This window comes from Liquorilactobacillus nagelii DSM 13675, assembly GCF_019444005.1.
Classification (GTDB): domain Bacteria; phylum Bacillota; class Bacilli; order Lactobacillales; family Lactobacillaceae; genus Liquorilactobacillus; species Liquorilactobacillus nagelii.
Genome location: NZ_CP049304.1, coordinates 248,504 through 264,770, shown reverse-complemented (window position 1 = coordinate 264,770; position 16,267 = coordinate 248,504). Strand labels below are relative to the sequence as shown.

The 16,267-nt window shown below is 38.0% G+C and carries 31 protein-coding genes; 3 read left to right on the top strand and 28 right to left on the bottom strand.

Annotation, left to right across the window (positions count from 1 at the left end):
* Position 1: 1 nt before the first annotated feature.
* The 21 genes from G6O73_RS01505 to G6O73_RS01405 form a co-directional block, all read right to left on the bottom strand.
* The gene (locus G6O73_RS01505; RefSeq protein WP_057886761.1) at positions 2-289 is read right to left on the bottom strand and encodes a hypothetical protein; all 288 of its coding nucleotides are present in this window, start codon (positions 287-289) and stop codon (positions 2-4) included.
* Between the two features lie 86 nt (positions 290-375).
* Positions 376-765: a DUF6096 family protein gene (locus G6O73_RS01500; protein WP_187327520.1), complete on the bottom strand. Its 390-nt coding sequence runs from the start codon at positions 763-765 to the stop codon at positions 376-378.
* Positions 766-856: 91 nt separating this feature from the next.
* Positions 857-1,318: a phage tail tube protein gene (locus tag G6O73_RS01495; RefSeq protein WP_057886759.1), complete on the bottom strand. Its 462-nt coding sequence runs from the start codon at positions 1,316-1,318 to the stop codon at positions 857-859.
* Positions 1,319-1,331: 13 nt separating this feature from the next.
* Complete coding sequence (locus tag G6O73_RS01490) at positions 1,332-1,697, bottom strand: hypothetical protein (protein ID WP_057886758.1); 366 nt, start codon at positions 1,695-1,697, stop codon at positions 1,332-1,334.
* Between the two features lie 3 nt (positions 1,698-1,700).
* Positions 1,701-2,249 carry an HK97 gp10 family phage protein gene (locus G6O73_RS01485; RefSeq protein ID WP_057886757.1) on the bottom strand — a complete coding sequence of 183 codons (549 nt, stop codon included), beginning with the start codon at positions 2,247-2,249 and terminating at the stop codon, positions 1,701-1,703.
* Complete coding sequence (locus G6O73_RS01480) at positions 2,242-2,601, bottom strand: hypothetical protein (RefSeq protein WP_057886756.1); 360 nt, start codon at positions 2,599-2,601, stop codon at positions 2,242-2,244. The genes G6O73_RS01485 and G6O73_RS01480 overlap by 8 nt, the downstream gene beginning before the upstream one ends.
* Entirely contained in the window at positions 2,598-2,936 is a 339-nt protein-coding gene (locus G6O73_RS01475) for a phage head-tail connector protein (RefSeq protein WP_057886755.1), read from the bottom strand. The genes G6O73_RS01480 and G6O73_RS01475 overlap by 4 nt, the downstream gene beginning before the upstream one ends.
* Positions 2,937-2,948: 12 nt before the next feature.
* Entirely contained in the window at positions 2,949-3,101 is a 153-nt protein-coding gene (locus tag G6O73_RS01470) for a conjugal transfer protein (RefSeq protein ID WP_157056718.1), read from the bottom strand.
* A 12-nt stretch (positions 3,102-3,113) separates the two neighbouring features.
* A complete protein-coding gene (locus G6O73_RS01465) occupies positions 3,114-4,124 on the bottom strand; it encodes a major capsid protein (protein WP_057886754.1) in 1,011 nt (336 codons plus the stop codon).
* Between the two features lie 22 nt (positions 4,125-4,146).
* Positions 4,147-4,488, bottom strand: a complete 342-nt coding sequence (locus G6O73_RS01460) for a hypothetical protein (protein ID WP_057886753.1) — start codon at positions 4,486-4,488, stop codon at positions 4,147-4,149.
* Between the two features lie 13 nt (positions 4,489-4,501).
* Positions 4,502-5,164 carry a capsid assembly scaffolding protein Gp46 family protein gene (locus tag G6O73_RS01455; RefSeq protein WP_057886752.1) on the bottom strand — a complete coding sequence of 221 codons (663 nt, stop codon included), beginning with the start codon at positions 5,162-5,164 and terminating at the stop codon, positions 4,502-4,504.
* 171 nt (positions 5,165-5,335) lie between these two features.
* Positions 5,336-5,758 carry a DUF2829 domain-containing protein gene (locus tag G6O73_RS01450; protein WP_202813161.1) on the bottom strand — a complete coding sequence of 141 codons (423 nt, stop codon included), beginning with the start codon at positions 5,756-5,758 and terminating at the stop codon, positions 5,336-5,338.
* 19 nt (positions 5,759-5,777) lie between these two features.
* The gene (locus G6O73_RS01445) at positions 5,778-5,996 is read right to left on the bottom strand and encodes a hypothetical protein (RefSeq protein ID WP_057886751.1); all 219 of its coding nucleotides are present in this window, start codon (positions 5,994-5,996) and stop codon (positions 5,778-5,780) included.
* Between the two features lie 72 nt (positions 5,997-6,068).
* Positions 6,069-7,259: a minor capsid protein gene (locus G6O73_RS01440; RefSeq protein ID WP_057886750.1), complete on the bottom strand. Its 1,191-nt coding sequence runs from the start codon at positions 7,257-7,259 to the stop codon at positions 6,069-6,071.
* A 14-nt stretch (positions 7,260-7,273) separates the two neighbouring features.
* Positions 7,274-7,612, bottom strand: coding sequence for a hypothetical protein (locus tag G6O73_RS01435; protein ID WP_057886749.1), 339 nt, complete (start codon positions 7,610-7,612; stop codon positions 7,274-7,276).
* 10 nt (positions 7,613-7,622) lie between these two features.
* Positions 7,623-7,778, bottom strand: coding sequence for a hypothetical protein (locus tag G6O73_RS01430; RefSeq protein ID WP_169787471.1), 156 nt, complete (start codon positions 7,776-7,778; stop codon positions 7,623-7,625).
* Positions 7,762-8,064 carry a ribosomal-processing cysteine protease Prp gene (locus G6O73_RS01425; protein ID WP_057886748.1) on the bottom strand — a complete coding sequence of 101 codons (303 nt, stop codon included), beginning with the start codon at positions 8,062-8,064 and terminating at the stop codon, positions 7,762-7,764. The genes G6O73_RS01430 and G6O73_RS01425 overlap by 17 nt, the downstream gene beginning before the upstream one ends.
* Positions 8,061-9,557: a phage portal protein gene (locus G6O73_RS01420; protein WP_235805100.1), complete on the bottom strand. Its 1,497-nt coding sequence runs from the start codon at positions 9,555-9,557 to the stop codon at positions 8,061-8,063. The genes G6O73_RS01425 and G6O73_RS01420 overlap by 4 nt, the downstream gene beginning before the upstream one ends.
* Positions 9,554-10,795, bottom strand: a complete 1,242-nt coding sequence (locus tag G6O73_RS01415; RefSeq protein WP_057886747.1) for a PBSX family phage terminase large subunit — start codon at positions 10,793-10,795, stop codon at positions 9,554-9,556. The genes G6O73_RS01420 and G6O73_RS01415 overlap by 4 nt, the downstream gene beginning before the upstream one ends.
* Positions 10,785-11,579 carry a phage terminase small subunit gene (gene terS, locus G6O73_RS01410; RefSeq protein ID WP_057886746.1) on the bottom strand — a complete coding sequence of 265 codons (795 nt, stop codon included), beginning with the start codon at positions 11,577-11,579 and terminating at the stop codon, positions 10,785-10,787. Before terS ends, G6O73_RS01415 begins: the two co-directional genes overlap by 11 nt.
* Positions 11,580-11,655: 76 nt before the next feature.
* Entirely contained in the window at positions 11,656-12,144 is a 489-nt protein-coding gene (locus tag G6O73_RS01405) for a hypothetical protein (protein ID WP_057886745.1), read from the bottom strand.
* Positions 12,145-12,414: 270 nt separating this feature from the next.
* Here G6O73_RS01405 and G6O73_RS01400 point away from each other — a divergent pair, with 270 nt between their 5' ends.
* The 3 genes from G6O73_RS01400 to G6O73_RS01390 are packed head-to-tail and all read left to right on the top strand — an operon-like array spanning position 12,415 to position 13,915.
* Positions 12,415-12,828 carry a hypothetical protein gene (locus G6O73_RS01400; protein ID WP_057886744.1) on the top strand — a complete coding sequence of 138 codons (414 nt, stop codon included), beginning with the start codon at positions 12,415-12,417 and terminating at the stop codon, positions 12,826-12,828.
* Between the two features lie 12 nt (positions 12,829-12,840).
* Positions 12,841-13,722 (top strand): AP2 domain-containing protein, encoded by an 882-nt coding sequence (locus G6O73_RS01395; protein WP_057886743.1) that lies wholly within the window; start codon positions 12,841-12,843, stop codon positions 13,720-13,722.
* The gene (locus G6O73_RS01390; RefSeq protein ID WP_057886742.1) at positions 13,706-13,915 is read left to right on the top strand and encodes a helix-turn-helix domain-containing protein; all 210 of its coding nucleotides are present in this window, start codon (positions 13,706-13,708) and stop codon (positions 13,913-13,915) included. The genes G6O73_RS01395 and G6O73_RS01390 overlap by 17 nt, the downstream gene beginning before the upstream one ends.
* Positions 13,916-13,931: 16 nt before the next feature.
* On the opposite strand, the gene G6O73_RS01385 is transcribed toward G6O73_RS01390, so the two are convergent.
* From G6O73_RS01385 to G6O73_RS01355, 7 genes are read right to left on the bottom strand one after another with little or no spacing between them, the layout of a single operon-like run.
* Complete coding sequence (locus G6O73_RS01385) at positions 13,932-14,348, bottom strand: hypothetical protein (RefSeq protein WP_057886741.1); 417 nt, start codon at positions 14,346-14,348, stop codon at positions 13,932-13,934.
* A gap of 7 nt (positions 14,349-14,355) precedes the next feature.
* The gene (locus G6O73_RS01380; protein WP_057886740.1) at positions 14,356-14,703 is read right to left on the bottom strand and encodes a hypothetical protein; all 348 of its coding nucleotides are present in this window, start codon (positions 14,701-14,703) and stop codon (positions 14,356-14,358) included.
* The gene (locus G6O73_RS01375) at positions 14,703-15,047 is read right to left on the bottom strand and encodes a YopX family protein (protein ID WP_057886739.1); all 345 of its coding nucleotides are present in this window, start codon (positions 15,045-15,047) and stop codon (positions 14,703-14,705) included. Before G6O73_RS01375 ends, G6O73_RS01380 begins: the two co-directional genes overlap by 1 nt.
* Positions 15,037-15,234, bottom strand: coding sequence for a hypothetical protein (locus G6O73_RS01370; protein WP_057886738.1), 198 nt, complete (start codon positions 15,232-15,234; stop codon positions 15,037-15,039). The genes G6O73_RS01375 and G6O73_RS01370 overlap by 11 nt, the downstream gene beginning before the upstream one ends.
* Entirely contained in the window at positions 15,227-15,808 is a 582-nt protein-coding gene (locus G6O73_RS01365) for a hypothetical protein (protein ID WP_057886737.1), read from the bottom strand. Before G6O73_RS01365 ends, G6O73_RS01370 begins: the two co-directional genes overlap by 8 nt.
* A complete protein-coding gene (locus tag G6O73_RS01360) occupies positions 15,798-16,037 on the bottom strand; it encodes a hypothetical protein (RefSeq protein WP_057886736.1) in 240 nt (79 codons plus the stop codon). The genes G6O73_RS01365 and G6O73_RS01360 overlap by 11 nt, the downstream gene beginning before the upstream one ends.
* A complete protein-coding gene (locus G6O73_RS01355) occupies positions 16,038-16,259 on the bottom strand; it encodes a hypothetical protein (RefSeq protein ID WP_083478565.1) in 222 nt (73 codons plus the stop codon). It abuts the gene before it with no gap.
* Between the last annotated feature and the right edge of the window lie 8 nt (positions 16,260-16,267).

Below are 16,267 nucleotides of genomic sequence, written 5' to 3'. Positions count from 1 at the left end.
GTTATTCACTTCCTTTCTGTAACTTTTTTCTAGCTTGCTTAATTTGCTTAGCCCTAGCTATCATCTTTAACTGATTTATTTTCCATTGCGGTACTTGTTCAGCTTGCTTTTTCTGCTCATCTTTCAAAAAAGGATAAGCCTCTTCAACTTTAGGCATTTTGCTTGGATCATTGAACGCATAAGACATTAGATTTGCCTGCTGATGATCCATCATTGCTCTAAATTTCATTTCATCCACTCGATTTTTGCGATTAGCAAGTGTCTGAACCATGATTTCTTCAAAGCTCATTTCCCAAAACTGTTCTGCATCAACACCATACTGGACAGCAACCGGATAGATAGCTCTTAACAGTTCACTTATCGTTTGATAGTTGTTTACTGATTGTTGTCTAGCAGGCTCAGTCGAGATTCCGAAGCTGTCTTCGAACCCAAATCCTTTTTGCCGAAAAAACCTGATTCTTGAAATAAATCAGTTAGCACTTTAAACAAATCCATTGGTGAATGTCCTTCATCCAGATACTTTTCAAAAGCCTTAAAAATATCGTTATCGGTCACACCGTGAACTTGATTAGCGCCTTGCAATACAATCAAAATTTCATTAATAGGTGGCAATTTCATCTCTCCGTCACCACTCATGAATAATGACATCATAGATTTGCCTAAGCGTTTTTCAATCTCTAAAATGTCGCGTGCTCCAAGCTTTAATTCAAGATTTAATCCACCAAAGTTAATTTCTTTTGTTGCTTTTTTTACTGGCATATACATTTCCTCCTAATTTTAAAAGCCGCCGCATAAGCTATTGTGTATTTCAAAGGCGACTATATGTTGAATCGATTAGTTAGCTACCGTCTGACTATCACTGCCCATTCGTGCCTGTACTAGGCGCTGTAAAATCTGGGCCATCTGAAACAACAACTGTGATGGTAAAGTCCATAGCACCGTTAACTGCAACATTTCCAATTTTCAAAGTAAATGACCCTTGGAATGTTGCTACTAAACCGTCTGGATAAGTCACCTTCCAATGATATTGATTTCCGTCGCCTGATTTAGAAATTAGATCTGCAAAGTTAGTGCCTTTATAAACGCAAGCAAGAGCAAGGTTTTGCGTATTTTCAATACCCGCAACACTTTTCTTTTTAGTATCAGATAAATCAGTAACATCAACTGTTTCTGGGTCAGCACCGATGTCGGGTACTGTTTTCAAACCCGCGATAGTTGTAAAAGATGTACCATCTGTGGACATCCCCAGTGTTGTTCCTGTCGCAACCAACCCATCGCTTGGATCAACTGCAAATTTTTGTAAATCAATATTAACCATTAATTATTCCTCCTTAGTTTTCGTAAACTCTGTTCATTTCGTTATCTACAATTCCTGTAAATTTGATAAATACTCTTGAAATACCGTTCAAGTTTTCATCACCGACATCATTAGAAAAGCCCATAGCACTAAAAAGCGCTATGAGCTTATTTGTAATGTCTGTTAAACTTCCTTGATCTTTAAAGATGTCTACTGTAATGGTCCATTCCGTTTGCAACTCGTTCATACTCGAATCTCTAAAATGGCTTTTGTGTTCTGCTGAATATATTGCAGTAGGGTAAACAGTGAATGTATCAGGATAGTTAGTTGTGACAAGCTTGATGTCTGTAACCGACTTAATAGTTTGATACGCTATTGTTTTCATATTGATTATATCCATCTGCTAACCCCCCAACTTGTTATGCAAAGCTGTGTTAATTCGATTAACAACAATCTGGTCAGCTTCATCGGACGTCTGATCAATAGCCGGTGTTAAAAATTGCCGTGCCGGTTGTCCTTTGGTGCGATAATATGTCTTACCTTTTATGACAATCTTAGGCATGCCATAGATAGCATTTAAATCAACATCTACTTTGTCAGCTGGAATAAACCACGGTGTCTGTCGATACGACGGCTCAAATCCATCAGGCAGTTTTTTAGGTGATTCTTGTCCAACAAGACCAGTTCCTAATTCTCTAAAAACCCCAATCTTGTCGTCTGTCCAAACACGACCAACTATCTTGCCATCTTTTTCAACAACTTCATACTTCAAGCTACGTGCTAATTCACCAGTGCCATGTTTAACAGATGATTGAAGCTCTTTAACTGCATAGCCCTCAGCTTTCTCAGCTACATCAAAAGCGCCATCCCAGATAGAATCATGAAAAATGCTAGGTAGCTTTTGCAATTTAGCTTTCAAACTATCTAGCCCTTTAATCTCAATATCAGCCATCGTCGTCACTCCCCTGGTCACGTTTTTCAAGTGTGATATTTTTATGAGTTGAATACGTCTGGACTTGATTGATTAGATAGTCTGGCTCATCAGTTTTGACTACATTTAAGCAAACACCCCAGTTTTCACTTTCGTTTTCGTTAAGCACATTGCCTTGGTACTTGCATGACTTAATGTATTTAAGCTGTTTGCCCCACACCTGTGCATTAACTTGGCCACCGGCACTCTGAACATTCATTTTGATTTCAATTGGATCTGACCAACCGCCTGTGATGATATTGCCCTCATTGTCAACTGTCTGCTGTGGCTTTCTAACATAGACGGTAGTTAAATCTCCGAACCTTAATCTCATGAAAATCCCCTCACTTTACCAACTCGATATGGTGTAAGTGCAGCTATAATATTGGCTGGAATGCCTGTTTCAAACGTCTGTGACACACCACCTTCTGACCGAGCAGTTTCGCCCTCATCAGCCTGTTGGTTATACATGACAATCGCTAATCGTTTAGCCTGAATCAAGATTGGCGTAGTGAAATCAGCGCGGTTGGTGTAGTCAAGACACATCTGGATAGCATCGTCAAACATATCCGAGACAACTACTGCATCGTCTGAATCAGTAGTCACTCCTAATCGTGCATACAACTTAGTAAGTTGCCCCGCCTTGTCTGGCGGACTTGGTGCTGGCATAAACAATCACCTCTATTTTTTGGCTGGCTGTTTTTCTTTCTTGCCTGAATCAAGGCAAACAAAAAGCTCATCATTGAAATGCTTTTGCTCAATGACAAGCTCCTCATTCTTTTTATAACGTTTACCGTTATGCCTAACAGGCATACCTTTAACTTTAACTTTCATTTAAAACACCTCTTAGGCTAAAACTTGTGCTTGGAACACTTCATCAGCAGCGGCAAAAGCTGGCAATGCAACGGCAGAGGCCTTTTCCCATGTGATGACTGGGTCTTTATCTTCTGTGTAAATCATGTCATAAACGTTTCCAACAGAGTTTAACTGCACATCTCCATTAAATTGAGCAAGTTCTTCTGGAGTAGGTCCAAATAATTTGTTGCCCAATGGGTCGTCATTCATCAACACAATACGGTTTTCAGGGAAATAACGGTATGAATTGCCCGAACCATCCTTGTACTTTTGGTCGTATGTGCGAATGATTGGTAAACCTTGTAACTGCATGAATTGATCGAATTCAGCTTGGCCAAGAGCACGTGTTGAAGTACCAAATACTGCTTGCAATACCTTTGCATTAGTAGTAATTGCACGATATACCTTTCGACTTGTTAAAGCACGAGTAGGAGTGACATCTAAAGCATCACACCAGCGTGTAATATCCTTTATAATATCAGCAGTATCTGTATCCCACAGAGATGTACCTGATAAAGCCTCTTGGTGCGCAGCAGGAACACCATAATCAAGTGAAATGTTCAGCTTATTGTTTTCATCGGCTAGGATTGTTTTACCTGTTGAAAGAACATCGAATGTCATCTTTTCAACACGAGCAAGAATTCCTTGATTAAGGACATCAAAATCATTGAATACATGGCTCTTGAGATATGTTAATTCAGCGGGTGTACGTGGGTTGAGCATTGCGTATAAATCTTTTTCTGAAATCTTCATTTTACGCTTGATTAATGCAAGTTCCTCTACCTTTTTAGATGCTTCACGGCTACCAATCTCAGCTTCTGCATCAAATGCTGCCACCGAAGCAATAACTGGAACACGATTTTGACGATTAAGAACATCTACTGTTAGTGAATTAACCTTTTTTGGTTCAAATAGGCTATCTCCGAGTAATACAGGATATTGACGATTCAAAGAATAGTCAATTAAATCATGTTGTGAAAATAAATCTCCAATTGTTGTCATTTAAACATTCCTCCTTTTTTAATTAGCCTGCTGATACAGTTTCATCAACAAACGTGATCCGTTTCAATGCAGTAATAGCAGCTGTCGCGGGTTCAACTGGCAACTTCTTACCATAAATGAATCCATCAACGATAACACCAACAGGTTGTGCACCATTAGTTACGTCAACTTCATCAATTGTCACGCCCTCTGCACTAGCATCGTTAGTTGGATAAACAGTACCCGCTGGGATAACTTTGTGCCCACGACCATCTGTTGTTACTGCATAGCTAGTTGAATCCACTTGACGTGGAAAAGATACAAATTTTTCTGAAGCTAAAAAGTTAGTTTCATTAACTGTTTCTGTTGCTTTTACATAAGCCATTTAAAATTCCTCCTTATTTAGTAGCCCAAAAGTTTGTTTTAATAGGCTGCTGTTGTTTATTGAACTGTTCTGCGACTGTTGCTCCCTCAGATTTCTTTGCCCCGTTTGCTCCGCTGGTAACTGTTGTACTTGAACCAGCAATCCGCTTGTCGATAGCTTTTTGTAAGCTTTCAGTGAACACCTTAGACACGTTCTTGTAAGCTTCTTCAAGCTGTTCATCATTAGCTAACACGCCTTCACTAAATACACTGATTAAGCCAGTCGGCAAATCATCTGAGCCTAATCGCTCAGTAATCTTCGCACGATTTTCAACCACCTTAGCGTGAGTTTGTGACTCGGCTAGCTGTTTTTGAAGCTGTTCTTTGTCATAATGTGCTTTTTCCAAGTCAGTCATTTTCTCATAAGACTTCTTCTGCCGCCCTTCGATAGCTTTCTTCTCATCGTGAGTCTTAATTGCACTCTGAATTAGCTTATCAGTATAGGCTTGCAATTCTTTTTCATCAGCAAATGACTTAAACGGCTTTGGTGCCGGATCATTAGGCTTAGGGCCAGCTGGGTTGGGATCATTAGGCTTAGGATCTACCGGTGTTGGGTCAACAGGTGCTGGATCTCCTCCGCCTTGAGGGCCATCACCCTCAGCAAACATTTGTAAATTCATCTTTAGTAGCTTTTTCATTGTAAAAACTCCTTTCGCCCACGCATTTCTGTTAATTCAGGCCACAAAAAAAGCACCCCATGCATTGCAATTAAGCCCCACACATTGTGCTAATTTAATCGTGGTATCTTCAGCAGACCCACGCATGCTATTTAATTTAAGCAGTTTAGTGACCTACTCGGGTCAAGATAATTAAACTATATACCAATCACTAGCTAGCATATCCGTTTGACTTGCAAGCCAGCCTACTTGAGTTATGCCATTAGACGTCTTAATTGCTAATACTCCAGTTGCAAAGTCGCCCAATTTATTTTTAACGATAAATTCAGTTAATTCCATACCCTCAATTAGAAAAACGTACTGTCCTTTACCATTCCAACCTTTGCGAGCAATTTTTTTGCCATTCTTTACGGCTTCTAGTGCTTCACCAAAATTCATATTCTCTGTTTTTGTTGCAGCTGATTCTATAACTTTTTGTGCTAAGGATTGATTAGATTTGGCGTTGTCATCTATAAGTCGTGAAACCGCTACGTTTGTGGTATCTAAGTCTGTTGCTAATTGCTCAATTTTTTCTTTTAATTCTGCAATATCAACTACTTCATATTTTTTAGTCATTTTAACAGCCTCCTATAGATTAAAAATGCAACTCGTTAAAATTGCTCGACTTATAGTAAAACAGCCCTATAACAACATTCTTTCTAGCTTCACGTTTGCCTTGTGGTTCATAGCTTTCAGACCCACCTTTGTAATCTTCAACAATAGGCAAAGCCCATACGTCCCCAGCTTTGAGCCATTCCTTTCTTAATTCCTCATAAGCCACCTTGGTTTTATGGTTTCTAGCTCTTTTGTGCATAGCTAAGCCTCCTATATTGCTAAAAACACAAGCACCCAAAATAGCAAACACAGTAACGTTAAGCGCATATTATCAACTCCCACTTTGATTTTTCTTTCTGGTATCATTAATAATCTTTTCCCAATCTCGATAGGTTTTGCTTTGATCAATTTGAAATGTTTTACCGGTGTTAGGATTGTTAGCCGTCCGTGTTCCTGTGTATGGACTATTAGCAAAATGTACTACTGCCACAGAACGACAATAAACGTGTAATGGTGGTAATGTCTTTCCCACCTCGGCTTCACTAACTGGATAAACTTTTCCATCAGCGTGCCGGCATATCTGTGAAGTCCGATTATCAAGAATTGCCACTATCTCAAACTCTTTGACATTCCTTTGCTTCCAACCAGCCACTTTTGTCGTGTTGTGGAAATAATTAGCTTCTGTCCTGATTAACCGCTTAGCATTAGCCATACCGCTACCAAACTCATCAGATAATGCCTTGACCATGTCACGTTCACTCATGCCCGACATCTGTTGTGTGGTAAACAATTCTTTTAGCCTAGCTGCTAGCTTATCAGTGTTGCCCCAGATACGCTGTGAGTAACTCTTCCCATAAAAGGGGGTGTCAAGTGCAGCTTTAACGTACTTTCCTGATAGCTCTTTAAAGCTTGTTATTGTTTTATCTGGAACTGCTTTAACTTTAGTAATCTCTTTTCCTGTAGATGGATTTAGAATACTAATTTGCTTAGTTTTTTCGTCAATCTGTGGCACATAACCTTTTTCAAATAGCTTCACATCTTTGCCAACATCGCCTATTACTCCCTCAGCAGTTGCTTCGTTCCAAGCTTGTTGAATAACCTTGGTATACAAATCTGTTGACTCCTGTACTTCCACGCTTGAAACCTGTTTAACTGCTATATATGACTTAGCCTGTAGTTCTTCTAAGCGCGTGATACGTCCTTTAGCAGCTAAAGCAGATAGATAATCAGTAACTTGTTTCTTTGACTCGCTATCAGCAATATTCTTGGCTAATGCACGCAAGGTTATTAACTCGGTAGGACTAACGGTTGTATTCAAGATTTCTGCTGCTTGTGCTTCGGTATACGTTCCATTGCTGAAATATTTTCGGTATATTTGCTTAACTTCACCTTGCAAATAGTTTTGTGCACGAATATAGGCGTTAGTGATTACTGGTATCTTGCTATTAGCAGCTTCATGTGACTTTTCCTCGTTACGAATTGCACGCAGTTGCCAATACGTTAATTTTTGATTCTCTGCCAATAATCACACCTCCGTTATTCTTTGATGTTTAAACTTTCAAATACCTTATTTATTTTTGGGAACTGCAAAGCTATCCAATCAACTATTTCTTCATTCCTAGCCCAATCGGAATTACAATCCAGTCCGCTTTCAAATAAAAAAGCATGAACTATCTCGTGCCTCAAAACTTGGTGCGAATGTTTTTTCAAGTCTTTTATTGAATGATTGTCATATTCAAATTTGGCAATATAAATGTCCTTAGTCGAAGTATCCGTAAAACCATCAAAGTCTGATAATCTCGGTTCGTTTTCTTCTAGTGCTCCCAAATGAGCTGTGTATTCGATACCTAAAACATTAATTTTTATTTTTTTCATTTGCTATCCTCTAAAGAAACAAATACAAAAGTATCAAAGCGCCAACTAAAGGCTTCCAACTTAAACTAATCAAACCTAGCATTTTTAAAATTACAATCGTGAAAATACCAATTGACTTAATGATTGAGTCTAATTGCTTTGATTGATCTTTAATTTCGAGTTTCATATACGTCCACCTTTAGATTCTTAGGATATTGTTCTTCAATCTGTTTAAGTCCGTGAATCAACGTTTCACATAACACTCTGTTTTTTGCATTAGGCTCAATCAATCTAACTGAAATGCCCTCACAATCGTTTAGGACAGCATTATTTAATTCTGCTGTGATTGCTTGACTAAGAACTGAAACAGCCGCGCAGACAATGTCAGACCCCCTGATTGCAAAATGAGCGTGACCAGTTATTTCATATCCAATTACATGTTTTTTGTGTAAATAAAAAACAGCTTTAATCATGACTCATCATCTGATTTCTGCTGTTTGTCTATCACGTTTCCATTGTCGTCAATTGTCTTGTTTTCAGTTAGTGCTGTACCGCCTAAAATTTTGTCTTGCATTTTAATATTATCAGCCTTTTCCTGTTGAAGTTCTTTAATCATTTCATCTGGGTCATTTTGACCAGGCAACCAGCTTAATGCGACTTTCTGTGGAATTACTCCGTCAGCATTCTTAATGTTATTGATAATGTCACTCATATTGACAGGCAAGTTAGGATTAATTGAAATAACTGCACCTGACGCATCACAAGACTGTCCCTTGAAAACTAGTAGATTCTGAATTAACTGTAATCTCTGCCGGATACCCCGGATTAAATACCGCTGCTTAGTAGCTAACAGTTGATACAATCCAAACAGCTTGTATTTCATTGCTTCACCCGAGCTAACGCCTGAAAAGTTTTCATCTAGCATGTTTGGAACATAAGTCATCTGGTGGATATCATCTTTGACTGATTTGACTAGAGTTTGAAGCTGATCTTCATCAAAAGTTTTAGTCAGCCACTCAACGTCTGCTGCATTATCACCTGTTTTAGGCGGTGCATAAATCATCGTGTGGTCTTTATCAACGTTAATATCGTTGCCTTTTTCATCTGTTAAAGTGAATCCATACAATACTAATAACGCGTCAATAAAGTTTCTTTTATCAGTGATTCGATCTGATTGGAGCTCGTTATATGCATCAATCAAACTAATTACTTGCTCGAAATCGCCTTGCTTTTCTTCATTGTTTCTGTAGCTTATCAAAGGCACACCACCGAAATAATGTTGAGCAACTTGCGGATATCCATCAGCAATGTTTGTGTCAGATAACTCATAGCCAATTCTTGTTCGATACTCAATAATATTTTTCTGAGTATAAACAGTAATTAAATAACCGTTGGGATTGCCAAGCAAATCAAGCTTTTGTACATAGTAAATACCAAACAATGAATTTTTATCGACTGTATCATCTGTCACTAGCACACAACCACGAGGGTCAATCTTCTGAATAGACAATACTGGTGTACCATTGTTTTGCTTGATATAAAGCAACTCATAACCGCAGCCGTACACACTTAAATCCTTTTCTAATTCCGTATCATGTGCTGAGATATCCATATCATCTAGCTGCTCTTGGATTGGCTTAATATCCTTATCTTTACCAGCAGCGATTGAAATAGGATTACCAGTCGTGAAACCGACATTCATGTCAGTAATGTATTTAGCATGATTAGTCATAGCTTTTTCATTAGCTTTGCCTAAGCTACTATTCAACTGACGTCTGAAAATGTCCTGATTACCTTCATAATAATCTTCCAACCAGTTAAAACGCTCGATTCTATTCTTTTGTGCGTTAATGGCGTAATTGATTGCGTCGAAACTCGGGTTGTTAACATCGCCGATTAGCGCTGGGTCAACTGCTACATTTGAACTTCTTTCGCCTTTAAAATTTAATAAATCTATCGTAATCACCTCCTAAGCCAACTCGGCTTAACTACCGCTTTGGCTTTGTTTAATTCGTTATGTTGGCTGTGTACAGCGTATCTAACAGCGTCTTGCACATCGTCATTAGCCTTGACTGGCATGCCTGTTTTCTCGTCCCAGATATACTGATAAATTTCTTCTAGGAACTTGTCTATCGATTCTTTGACAACAAAAAAGCGGTGTTCTTTCATCAGTTTTGCAACTGACTCAATACCGCTTAATACACTTTTATTTGCGTTAAATACATTAAGATTCTCACGTCTGAAACGTGCTACATGCTCAGGCCTTGCCGAATCAGCAAAGAACTTAATTCTGCTACCGTATCGGCTTTGAATCTCCTTAGCAACTCTAACCCAGTAGTCTATTTCTTCGTACTGCTTTGTATGTTCCTCGACTAAGTAAGTGTTGCCTTGGTCATCATCAGCCATAACTACGATTGTCCCTTTATGCTCATATCCCCAGTCAACTCCACAATAGTAAGTTAAGTTTTCTGGCAATTTTGAACGGGGAATAATCATAGTGTCTTTGTCAAAGTCTTTGTACACCATGCCTTCACCAGATACCCACAAACCTAAAATACTGCGATCATAAAACATACCGCTTGGTGTTCCGGCTTTCATATGCTGAACGTACTCTGCTGGCAAAAAAGTATTATCATCAATCGTAAAATGATAACTGACAATCCCTGCTTTTTTATCTTTGTTGTCGATATAATCAGCTTTCAAGTAATGAGTTGGAACATCCGGGTTAGTATCACAGATAATGCGAGCATTTGGCGCTGAACAACGATTAAGGATTTCATTAAACACTTCTTCATTAGCAAGACTAGCTTCGTTGACATATGCACCAAATGCAGTACTACCACGGATTGCACCTAAACCAGCTATACTTCCGGTAAAAGTTTGAATAATCTTGACTCCAAACAATCTGAAGGATCCATGCTTGTCGAACTTGAACTGTATATCATATTTATTTGACAGTTCTTGCAGAACGTTATTTTGTAACGATTTGCTCGAATACCCAGCTAAAATGTACATTGGCTCTTTAACTTCAAGCTGATCAGCCAGTTTTCTAACGCGCCTTAGCTCCATCAAAAAGGCATCATTGTCAATTACTGTTTTGCCTGAACGAACAGCACCATAGTTGATCAACAGCCGCCAATCATTTCTACTCAATACTGTTTTCATTACTTCAATTTGTTTTGGAGTATATAGATCAGTCAGCATTGTTACTGTCACCTTCAATCGTTTCATCAATCTTATCCAGTAACTTAGATACTTTAGCTTCCGTATCGTTGCCGTTGTCATTTAGGATACGTGCTTTAGCTTCAAGGATATTAAGTTGTTGATCCATTAAAGCTAGTTTCTTTCTGCGCTCATCTGTTTCATCAGCAATTTTAACGAATTGTTTAATCAGATTTCCTAACGTTGTTTGTGCCCTGGATAATGCTTGCAAATAATTAGCCTGTTTATCCCATGCGTATTGATACTGTCTGACTTCTTTAGTCTGAACTGGCTTACCTGTCTTTTTATTTACGATCGTTGGATTCAGGTCCACTTCAGTAACATCACTAGTCACATCAAATTCACTAGCCACATTCATTATTTTCACGGAACGAATAATAGCGGCGTATTGAATCATAATATTATTCCAAATGATATCAGCTGGTTCAGACGTATATATTTCTTGAACCAATTTCCTAGTATCGTCAGGCAGCCACTTAGCAAAAAGCCCATGGCTCACTGCATTCTTATTTCCCTTTGGCGGCGAAGCGTGTGGGTTGCCAGGATTACCTTTGGCGTATTGGTTCCCTTTCATAGAGGAACGTTCTTTTTTTTTAGTAACGTTACCCTTTAAATCGTCGCTCCACTTATCAAGTGACTTCCATTTACGAATCTGTGATGGACTGACATCGAGTTCATCAGCGATTTCTATTAATTTCTTTTTTCCACCTGAATCAAGCCACATTTGTCTTGCTTGTTCTCGCTTTGGATTTCTTTTTCTAGGCATTCATGTCCACCACCTCCTGAAAGTGTTTTGTTTTGCATACAAAAAAAGCAGCTCAATGGCTGTTATAAATTGGATTTTACTTGTTCAAACAACTACTAATATCTATAGGACTCTCACTATAGATTCTTTCTCCCGTGCTTAAATCTGCAAAACCATAAATACAGCTCAGATCCATAACAGTTTCTATGCTTTCAAGCAGTGGCTGAATAGCTATAGCTTGTTTTACATCATCTCCTGTTGAAAGCTTTTTTGGCAGTACACTTTCTTTTAACACATCTGCATTTGTGGGTATAAAAGCATTTTTACCACTTTTTTTATCAGTCATTCCCAATGCATTTATTTTCATATCAACATTGCCATCATTGGTAACATTTACACAAATTGCTTCTTGCCCCATAGGTGTAGTTATAACGTAATTAATATTTACAACTGCTTTTTTTGTATATGCTTTTTTCATTGATACATTTGTTTGAATTATAGCCCATATTGTCGTCACAAGTGTCGTAAGCTTCCAAAAAAACGCACTATTCCATATCGAAATAATAAACCCTATAAAGTATTTCATTTTCCCACCCCATAATAATTATTTTATTTATAAATTATACACCAAAATAGCGTCCATTTCTGAACGCCCGTTAAAATATTTATCGAGGGAGCCAGATATCTAACTATCTGACACTATCACATTAACACCTAAAGTACTCCAAAAACACGCATCATACTAACACTGAAAATAAATTTGAAAAAGTTCAAAAAAACTATTGACGTATCTTTATAGATACGTTATAGTAATACTTGTAAGGAAGATAAATAAAAAAACTAGGAGGTAATTAATATGAAATACGAAAACTTAGCAAGAATCATAGCGTTGCAGCCCGAATATTATTCAGACTATCAAGAGGGTCAGCTGATGACTCTTGATCATGACGCAAGTTTCGCAGGTGGCGAAAATGAAGAAGCATTTCGCCCTGAAAACAATCTGGGCGGTCAAGTAGTTTTCTCGATTATGAACGCTGTTGAAGCTCACAAAGTCGACTACTCTAACAAAGAGGAAGTCGATAAGTTAGACGCTATCAAAGGTGAAGATGAATATATTGTAAAAAAAGGTACTCACTTCAAAATTGATTGGGCAGAGCCTGAGGACCAAGAAGGCAAAGGGTTTATCTTTGTCGAATTAATTTCACTTTCAGAAGAAGAATATCAAGAAGAATTAGCAGATGGCGCTGAAATTTCAGAAGGCCTTCTCTAAGGAAAATTAATTATGAAGAAAAGAGGAAGCATACAAGAATTTAAACTAGCTACTGGTGAATTTTCGTACGGCGCAAGACTGAAAATTATGGGAAAAACCATTTCAAAAAGAGGCTTCAAAACCAGAGTAGAAGCTGAAAAATGCCTTGAAGAAATGATTAAAGCCCACCCAATTATTCCTGTCAGGCCCGGTAGTCGTAAGGCTCAAAGCAATTCTTTAACTGGAGTCAGAGGAATTTCATTTAATAAAAATTCTAATAAATTTTACGTTAGGCTTTCAGAAAATGGAAAACATTTTGCTGGTGGAGCATACTCTACTTTAGAAGAAGCAATCAAGGCTAAAGAGAGTTTAGCCAAAGCCATTATTGAAGGCACCACGGATAAATGGCAGTATGAGCATATAAGTCGAGAAATAAAACCTGGAGAGAAGTTCAATGAATTAACAGTTATTAGATATACAGGGATAACATGCAACGGGAGCAAACTGTATAAAACACAGTGTTCCTGTGGCAAAATATACTACGCAACAGCATCAGCTTTAAAAGGAGGCAATCTAAAATCTTGTGGCCATTTGAAAATGAAAAAAGCTAAAAATAATGTTAAACAAGGCCAAGCAAAAATTAGAAAAATAAATACAAAATATGGTGGAACAAGCCCTGCTATGTTGGGAAATAACCCTACAAAAGCAAATACTTCTGGTTATCGAAATATCTACGTGCAAAATGATGGCAGATATTTAGTGCTAGTCGCCTTTAAGAAAAAAATAAACTATGGTGGAAAATACGCAAAGTTAAGCGATGCCATTGAAGCTCGTGATAGACTTCAAGAAGAATTATGGGGAAATACACTTGAAAAATGGAAGGGCGATCCGCTAAACAATGGAAAAGAAAATTGATTTAAGCAAAATTGAAAAGCTGTTAAGTTCGGATATCTCGGCATACGCTATAGCGGAGGAAACGGGGTTAACTCGTGCTATGATTAATCGCTACAGGACTGGCGATACTAAACTCGAAAATATGACCATTAAGACAGCTTTGAAACTTCAAAAATTCTATGATGATTTAAAAATGCAAAAAGAGGATGTTTAGTCCCCTTTTTTAGTGTCTATATTAATCCTCTTTCAATTGCCACTTTTTCGAAAAACTTATTTCGTCTGCGCCTTACTTGGCTCACCGAAAGATTAACCTTTTGTGCTACCCCCTCAGTATTGTAAATTGCATTTTCTCTCAAATATAGCTCGTATATGATGTCTTGTGTTTCGGGAGCTGAGTTTTCTAGTGCTTTCCCCACCGCTTCTTGATTGCGTTTTATGTTTTCAATGCGCTTATCAATTGCTAGAGTGATAGCCAGCTGTTCGACACCATCATCTTTTCTGTTTTGTGCGCGTCCACCACCAACATTCTCATCTTTAAACTCTTGAAACTTGTTCATCAGTTCGTCTTCACGCTTTTTGATGTACGTTTCAGATACTGGATATTCGCGTATTATATCCGCAATATAATTAAACAATGACCGTTTCAATTAGTAATCACTCTCCTAGCTTTCTGGCGCACATTGGGCAATAATCAAATTTTCTAAAATCTCCATAAGGCTGATAGGCATGTGCACAATCATAATCAAGCTGCCCATTGCTTAACCCATCAAAGCTTGGAACAGACAGGTTATATACTTCTTGTCTACCGCCCTTCACTCGAAAGCTTGCCAAATTGCCAAACGGTTCATGACAATACTCGCATTTCATCTGTTCCTCGGTTGGTGCAGATAGAACCTCTTTTAATTCTTTCGGGGTAAAATGTAATACCTTATCTGATTTACTAAATTTGTTAGCCGTTGGTTCATTTTCGTATCTATCTAATAGTTCTTCCCTAGTTTTCATCATTTTTCCTCCAATAGGTCTGCGTTCTCGTAGATATTGCCTACAACTTCACCCATGCGAGTTGCATAATCAACACGAACCCAACCAGTAATAAAACAAGCACCTTCTTGCTGATATTTAACAACTAGATACTCATACTTCTTTCTCCCATCAACGTAATATTTGAGAATGTCTCCTTCATAGATTTCCTTGCCATTCTTGTCTTTCAAACCAGTATATTGTTCAATAACCAAGTGTTCATTGGCTAAAATGTTTGGAAAAATAAGTTTTAAACCCTTATCCGTATATCCATATTCTTTTTTAGTTTTGCTCCACACTCTAAACTTAATTTTTCTAGTTTTCATTTCCCTTACTCCCAACATATGGCATATCCAATCCGCTAATTTCAAATAGTGCCGTTTTCATTCCGCCGATTCCCCCGCGCAATTCAGCTTTTTCTGCAGGGCTAAGATCATCTTCAGCAATACACCGTTCATTTTCTTTGATGTCTTCAATAATTCGTCTCTGTAATTCTTCTAGTTGCTCATTCATCTTCAACTTCCTCCAATGCTTTATTGGTAAACTTAAAGTTGTCAAAGCACATTTTTTCTATCTCAGACTTAGTAAATTTTGTTTTATAATCGCTCCCCAATTCTCTTTTGCTGCCAATGCAATATTCTTTAATTGACTTATAGTAATTAAGATATCCACATGGATTATTTTCCAGCAAATGCACATAGTATTTTTTCTCTTCAACTTCAATCCTACTTGGCTTACGAACACATTCTAGTAACTCCATTTGCTTTTCAAATGAACCAGCCACTCTTACATTCAACGCTGGGTAATTGTTGGATTCAACTAAAGTACAAATTATCTTATAAACGTTGCTTTGATGGTCGTGGAAAACTGTCTTAACTAATTCGTCAAACTCTCTTTTCTCGTCAACTGTCATTTTTATTTCCTTCTCGTCAGGATGAAAATCTTCTAAATGAGTGACTTCGTTTGTTTTAAGTGCGCGTCGTAGATAATCACCATTTGGTAAATCAATGCCTAAATTTCCAAATTCATCTTCTGAATGAGTTATAGTTCCGATGATAGCTACCCTATCTCCACGTTTATATTCCATCATCAACACCCCACTTATTTTTTAGATATTCGCATCTCTCACATAGCCTGTGCGTTTTAACAAAATTAGAATCAGAGCCTGCTTCAACAAAATCTGCTCGCTTGCCGTTAATGTTCCTCAACACTCCACCGTGTCGACTAGCTTTAATTTCCCCACAATCACTCATCAACTCGCCTGCTCGGTTCATGAAACAGATATGCCAAGCAGTGTTAATTTTTACTAGTTTCATTTATATTTCTCCCTCTTTCTTCCAACCAGCAGCTCTTAGCAAGCTATTGTTAATAACAATCCTGTCACTATCCTTAAAAGAAAAGCCGTACACTGCTTCATGAGTATCTGCAGTTTCCCAGCCTGACGGAACAGCCCGTTCAATACTTTCTCTTGGAAACATATTCCCGGTAAAAGTGTTATTTCTGCATCTTGTGCGAAATTCCTTACCAGTGATTATCATTTTTATTC

Bases quoted from the DNA above. Each gene is read 5' to 3' on its own strand.
- G6O73_RS01390 (WP_057886742.1), top strand. From the start codon at position 13,706: ATGGAAAAGAAAATTGATTTAAGCAAAATTGAAAAGCTGTTAAGTTCG.
- G6O73_RS01415 (WP_057886747.1), bottom strand. From the start codon at position 10,795: ATGCTGACTGATCTATATACTCCAAAACAAATTGAAGTAATGAAAACA.
- G6O73_RS01355 (WP_083478565.1), bottom strand. From the start codon at position 16,259: ATGATAATCACTGGTAAGGAATTTCGCACAAGATGCAGAAATAACACT.
- G6O73_RS01435 (WP_057886749.1), bottom strand. From the start codon at position 7,612: ATGAAAAAAATAAAAATTAATGTTTTAGGTATCGAATACACAGCTCAT.
- G6O73_RS01405 (WP_057886745.1), bottom strand. From the start codon at position 12,144: ATGAAATACTTTATAGGGTTTATTATTTCGATATGGAATAGTGCGTTT.
- G6O73_RS01395 (WP_057886743.1), top strand. From the start codon at position 12,841: ATGAAGAAAAGAGGAAGCATACAAGAATTTAAACTAGCTACTGGTGAA.
- G6O73_RS01365 (WP_057886737.1), bottom strand. From the start codon at position 15,808: ATGGAATATAAACGTGGAGATAGGGTAGCTATCATCGGAACTATAACT.
- G6O73_RS01480 (WP_057886756.1), bottom strand. From the start codon at position 2,601: ATGAGATTAAGGTTCGGAGATTTAACTACCGTCTATGTTAGAAAGCCA.
- G6O73_RS01460 (WP_057886753.1), bottom strand. From the start codon at position 4,488: ATGGCTTATGTAAAAGCAACAGAAACAGTTAATGAAACTAACTTTTTA.
- G6O73_RS01485 (WP_057886757.1), bottom strand. From the start codon at position 2,249: ATGGCTGATATTGAGATTAAAGGGCTAGATAGTTTGAAAGCTAAATTG.
- G6O73_RS01465 (WP_057886754.1), bottom strand. From the start codon at position 4,124: ATGACAACAATTGGAGATTTATTTTCACAACATGATTTAATTGACTAT.
- G6O73_RS01490 (WP_057886758.1), bottom strand. From the start codon at position 1,697: ATGGATATAATCAATATGAAAACAATAGCGTATCAAACTATTAAGTCG.
- G6O73_RS01445 (WP_057886751.1), bottom strand. From the start codon at position 5,996: ATGCACAAAAGAGCTAGAAACCATAAAACCAAGGTGGCTTATGAGGAA.
- G6O73_RS01495 (WP_057886759.1), bottom strand. From the start codon at position 1,318: ATGGTTAATATTGATTTACAAAAATTTGCAGTTGATCCAAGCGATGGG.
- G6O73_RS01455 (WP_057886752.1), bottom strand. From the start codon at position 5,164: ATGAAAAAGCTACTAAAGATGAATTTACAAATGTTTGCTGAGGGTGAT.
- G6O73_RS01450 (WP_202813161.1), bottom strand. From the start codon at position 5,758: ATGACTAAAAAATATGAAGTAGTTGATATTGCAGAATTAAAAGAAAAA.
- G6O73_RS01470 (WP_157056718.1), bottom strand. From the start codon at position 3,101: ATGAAAGTTAAAGTTAAAGGTATGCCTGTTAGGCATAACGGTAAACGT.
- G6O73_RS01370 (WP_057886738.1), bottom strand. From the start codon at position 15,234: ATGAATGAGCAACTAGAAGAATTACAGAGACGAATTATTGAAGACATC.
- G6O73_RS01380 (WP_057886740.1), bottom strand. From the start codon at position 14,703: ATGAAAACTAGGGAAGAACTATTAGATAGATACGAAAATGAACCAACG.
- G6O73_RS01505 (WP_057886761.1), bottom strand. From the start codon at position 289: ATGAGCTTTGAAGAAATCATGGTTCAGACACTTGCTAATCGCAAAAAT.
- terS (WP_057886746.1), bottom strand. From the start codon at position 11,579: ATGCCTAGAAAAAGAAATCCAAAGCGAGAACAAGCAAGACAAATGTGG.
- G6O73_RS01375 (WP_057886739.1), bottom strand. From the start codon at position 15,047: ATGAAAACTAGAAAAATTAAGTTTAGAGTGTGGAGCAAAACTAAAAAA.
- G6O73_RS01475 (WP_057886755.1), bottom strand. From the start codon at position 2,936: ATGCCAGCACCAAGTCCGCCAGACAAGGCGGGGCAACTTACTAAGTTG.
- G6O73_RS01360 (WP_057886736.1), bottom strand. From the start codon at position 16,037: ATGAAACTAGTAAAAATTAACACTGCTTGGCATATCTGTTTCATGAAC.
- G6O73_RS01400 (WP_057886744.1), top strand. From the start codon at position 12,415: ATGAAATACGAAAACTTAGCAAGAATCATAGCGTTGCAGCCCGAATAT.
- G6O73_RS01500 (WP_187327520.1), bottom strand. From the start codon at position 765: ATGTATATGCCAGTAAAAAAAGCAACAAAAGAAATTAACTTTGGTGGA.
- G6O73_RS01425 (WP_057886748.1), bottom strand. From the start codon at position 8,064: ATGATTAAAGCTGTTTTTTATTTACACAAAAAACATGTAATTGGATAT.
- G6O73_RS01430 (WP_169787471.1), bottom strand. From the start codon at position 7,778: ATGAAACTCGAAATTAAAGATCAATCAAAGCAATTAGACTCAATCATT.